This is a genomic window from Streptomyces sp. NPDC047841 (assembly GCF_040704085.1).
In the GTDB taxonomy this organism is placed as follows: Bacteria; Actinomycetota; Actinomycetes; order Streptomycetales; family Streptomycetaceae; genus Streptomyces; species Streptomyces argyrophylli.
Window position 1 is genome coordinate 1 of the sequence record NZ_JBEYRP010000078.1, and the last position, 3,712, is coordinate 3,712.

General features: G+C 70.2%; 5 protein-coding genes and 1 pseudogene. 3 read left to right on the forward strand and 3 right to left on the reverse strand.

Features of this window, described 5'->3' with window-relative positions; all coding sequences use genetic code 11:
• Window positions 1-334 precede the first annotated feature (334 nt).
• From AB0947_RS42640 to AB0947_RS42650, 3 genes are all read right to left on the reverse strand, one after another.
• Window positions 335-940 carry a hemerythrin domain-containing protein gene (locus tag AB0947_RS42640; protein WP_366755735.1) on the reverse strand — a complete coding sequence of 202 codons (606 nt, stop codon included), beginning with the start codon at window positions 938-940 and terminating at the stop codon, window positions 335-337.
• Window positions 941-1,230: 290 nt separating this feature from the next.
• Complete coding sequence (locus tag AB0947_RS42645) at window positions 1,231-1,389, reverse strand: DUF6417 family protein (protein WP_366755736.1); 159 nt, start codon at window positions 1,387-1,389, stop codon at window positions 1,231-1,233.
• A gap of 466 nt (window positions 1,390-1,855) precedes the next feature.
• Complete coding sequence (locus AB0947_RS42650; protein WP_366755737.1) at window positions 1,856-2,293, reverse strand: ATP-binding protein; 438 nt, start codon at window positions 2,291-2,293, stop codon at window positions 1,856-1,858.
• Window positions 2,294-2,496: 203 nt separating this feature from the next.
• Here AB0947_RS42650 and AB0947_RS42655 point away from each other — a divergent pair, with 203 nt between their 5' ends.
• The 3 genes and pseudogenes from AB0947_RS42655 to AB0947_RS42665 form a co-directional block, all read left to right on the forward strand.
• Window positions 2,497-2,871: an STAS domain-containing protein gene (locus AB0947_RS42655; RefSeq protein WP_366755738.1), complete on the forward strand. Its 375-nt coding sequence runs from the start codon at window positions 2,497-2,499 to the stop codon at window positions 2,869-2,871.
• Between the two features lie 169 nt (window positions 2,872-3,040).
• Window positions 3,041-3,442, forward strand: a complete 402-nt coding sequence (locus AB0947_RS42660; protein WP_366755739.1) for an STAS domain-containing protein — start codon at window positions 3,041-3,043, stop codon at window positions 3,440-3,442.
• A 21-nt stretch (window positions 3,443-3,463) separates the two neighbouring features.
• Window positions 3,464-3,571, forward strand: a pseudogene (locus AB0947_RS42665) (DNA-binding response regulator); the annotation flags it as partial.
• Window positions 3,572-3,712 lie beyond the last annotated feature (141 nt).

Consider the following 3,712-nt stretch of genomic DNA (forward strand, 5'->3'; position numbering starts at 1 on the left):
ACTCGCCTACCTGCTCGGGGACCTCTGCGGGCGGCTGCGCGGCTGAGCGGCGGGCGAGCCGCTCGCCACCGAGGAAGGCAGAGGGCGCGTTCCCGCGAGGGGCGCCAGTCCGGATGAGCGCGGCCGAGCCGGATGACCAGATCATCCAGGGCCCGGCGAGCGGAGGGTCGCCGAGGCAGCGGAACGGATCGCGGCCCAGGGCCGGCCACGGTTGCACCGCAGGACCCGGGTGAGGATCGAAGCGGGTCCCGCAGCGTTCGGGCCGATCGGTTCCGCTTGCGGCTGTAGCGCGACGGCCACGAGGAAGGCAGCGAGCATCCCGGCCGAGCCGCGGTCACCGCCTGCGTCGTGAGGCGGAGCCGATGCTCAGGGCGTCGCGCACGCGGTCGTAGACGCTCAGCGGCACCCCCAGCAGCGCGTTCCCGGGAGGCCGCCGGGGGATGACCGGGTGCGGATGTGTCGGAGCAGTCTCTCGCACGGCTGCCCAGGTGGTGCCGAGTGTACGTAGCCGGGCGGTGTTCACAGCGTCCTGCAATCGGGGCAGGAGCAGGTCTTCCTCGTCCCGGATGTCCTGCCGTATCAGCGCAAAGGCCCGCTGCGCCTTTTCCTCCCGGTCCGGGGCGCCGACAGGCAGGCGCTCGATGTCCGCGACGAGATCGTTGATCTGCTGGTGTTCGTCCTCCACCCGGGCCGTCAGCTCGTCGCCGTCGGGGACAGAGGCCCGTACGACGGGCCAGAGCACCGTCTCTTCCGCGAAGGCGTGGCTGAAGACCAGTTGAACGAGCTGCTTCAGCACGCGTTCCCGCTGGTGAAGGTCGTCGAGGGTCAGGTACTGATCCATCAACTGGTCAATCTGCTGATGCTCGCGGCGTTGCCGCACCAGGATGCTGCGGCTTCCGCCGAGCTGCTCGACGGTCTGCTCCTTGATGGTCTTCGACATGGCCGCTCCCGTGCGTATTGCCGGTGTCGGGCCGCGACGCTTGCCGACGCCACCCGGATCTCCACGACCGCTCGGGTACCCGGAGGCGACCCGCCACAACGCGCAACGGCATCCCTGCTCGCTGCCGCGGGGACAGGTGGGTGACGGCGGGTCCGGGTCGGTGCCCAGCGACCCCGGCCGGTGCTCGCAGTGCCGCTGACCCGACGGCACCAGCGCGTGCAACCACTGCCGCCCCCGACACCCCCTCGGCATCGCCGGCTTAGCCAGCCCCGGCCGCCGGGCGGCGGGACTCACTCCTGTGACGAGACACGGGCAACGATCTCCTTGGCCCAGCGCCCGGCCTCTGCGGTATGGGCCCCACCCTCGGCCGTGACGAGGCCCAGCCAGCTCAGCGGGTCGTACGCCTCATGAAGCGTGAGCAGCAGCAGCCGCTCACCCGCTGTCTGCACCGGCGCTGGACTCGATCTCGTCCAGGTCCAGGTAGCCGTCCACGACCGTGGCAACGCTCCGCACCCCACCCCGGTCACGGGCCCTCACCCGGGCAGGAAACAGCCCCGGCCGGCGTGGCCGCCGGCCGGGGCTGAACCCGTGAAGAGTGTGATCGTGAAGGGCGGTCGCCTACGCGGCGAAAGGCAATGCGAGGCTTCAGCCGAACGATCGTCCTCGCATGCGATAGGTGAGGCCCGGGGACACTGTTCCCTTCACCATCACGCCCGCTTCAACCACACCGGCCCGCCGGGCATTCCCGGTGCGGCTGGAGCGTCACGTGCGAGCCGACACGCTCGCCGCAGGAAGCCCCCACGCCGATGGGCTCAGCTCAGAACAGAGCGTCTGTATGTGCGGTCCTGGGAACCGCAGCCTTGGAGCGGCACGCTGCCGGCCCACATCGCGCCTGAGGAGCAGGCTCCGGCCGCCTTACATCGGGCGGCGCCCGGAGACGGCGCCGCCGGGGTCGTCGGCCAGGGCGATGCGGGCGGTGATGCGTTTGCCGACCGGTTCGCACTGCGCCTCGAAACCCTGAGCGACGGCCATGACGATCTCCAGGCCGTGCTGGCCTACCCGGCCGACGTCCGCGGCCCGGGCGATCGGAAGGGTCGGGTCGGAATCCCACACGACGACCTCGACCGTGTCACCGATGATGCGCAGGTCGAGCAGCACCGGGCCGGGGGCGTACTTGTGGGCGTTGGTGACCAGTTCGCTCACCACCAGCTGGGTGAGGTCCATGGCGCGCTGCGAGACGGGCAGGCCGTGCTCGGCCTGGACCCGGGTGAGGAAGTCGGCGGCCAGATGGCGGGCGTGGGCGATGTCTTCGCCGTCTCCGACGAGCGCGGCGCTGGCCTGTATGACGGGCATGTCCGGCGTGGCGCCGTGTGCCGGCGCCGGATCTGGATCCATCACGGCCGCCATCGCTTCCCGCTCGCTGAGTCGCGACGCGTTTACCCGCCTTGCCGCGGATCACGCCATACCGTTTTGTCAGATCGGACACACATCGGCGCTGCTCGTATCATGCCGGGCGGCACTGCACCCGAGGGTGTGCGTGTGCCAGGATCACCGGCATGTCTGAGCCAGAGACGACGAGCCCCGAACCTGGGCAGACCGGTCAGCTGTCGGTCGTGGCCACCGCCACCGACGGCATCCGCGTGCTGACCCTGGCCGGAGAGATCGACCACCACACCGGCGACACCCTCCGCCAAGCCCTGGACACCTCCCCCACGCCCCGCCCCCGCGTCGTGGTCGACATGCGCCAGGTCACCTTCATGGACTCCAGCGGCATCAACATCCTCATCGCCGCCCACCACGCCCTCAGCGAGGCCGGCGGCTGGCTACGCCTGGCCGCCATCGGCGAATCCGTGATGCGCACCATCAGCCTCGTCGGCGTCGACGCCGTCATCGACTGCCGCGAAACCCTCCGCCAAGCCCTCACCAACTGACCGACACTCGGCCCTCGATCTCGAGCAGACGCTGACCAGGTATGACCGGGACGGTGCGAGGGTCCGTGGGGGCCGGACCGACGGCGGCCCGCCACAGCCACCGCGCTGGCTAGCCTGGTGGGTAGCCAGCGCGGTCCAAGACCATCGTGGGGCGAGAAGGAGGAAGGTCGTGCTGCATCTGATCGACCGCAGCGACGACTTGGTGGTCGCCGCACTTCCACAAGACGTCGATTTCTGCACCAGTGCCGACGTCCGCGCCGCGGGCGAGCGCCTGTTGGCCGTCGACTGCCGCTACCTCGTCCTGGACACCTCATCGGTCACCAACCTCGACTCCAGTGGCATCACGGTCCTGCTGGCTATCTGGCAGGGTCTGCGGGAGGCCGGAGGCGCCTTGCTCGTCGCTGTGCCGGATGAGCACCTGCGGTGGCGGCTGGGCATCTTGGGTCTGGACACCGTCCTGGTCATCACGGTGACACTCGATGAAGCCGTCACCCAGGCCCGTCAGCTCCGCGACGGCACCCGTCCCTTCCGCTTTGCGCACCAGCCCGCCATCGAAACCGAAAGCGCCTGATCCACCGGGCCAGGCCCATCCGTCGACCGCGGCGATGAGGTTCTTGAAGCCGCACCCGCCCACGACCTAAACGCTGCGCTGTCCGACATCGAGGGCCTTGGACTCGACGGGCTCGCCGCCGCGGCCCAGCACGCCGCACCGGCACCGTGGCGCCACAACGTCCACCTCACCAACATCGGCCAAGCGGGCTGTAGCGCGCCATGACCGCCGACGCCGTCGCCTGAGCGGCGAAGGGCTTGGCGGCGCTTCAGCCGAACGGTCGTCCCCACG

Coding starts and splice junctions, on each gene's coding strand:
- AB0947_RS42640 (WP_366755735.1), bottom strand. CDS start 940: ATGTCGAAGACCATCAAGGAGCAGACCGTCGAGCAGCTCGGCGGAAGC.
- AB0947_RS42650 (WP_366755737.1), bottom strand. CDS start 2,293: ATGCCCGTCATACAGGCCAGCGCCGCGCTCGTCGGAGACGGCGAAGAC.
- AB0947_RS42655 (WP_366755738.1), top strand. CDS start 2,497: ATGTCTGAGCCAGAGACGACGAGCCCCGAACCTGGGCAGACCGGTCAG.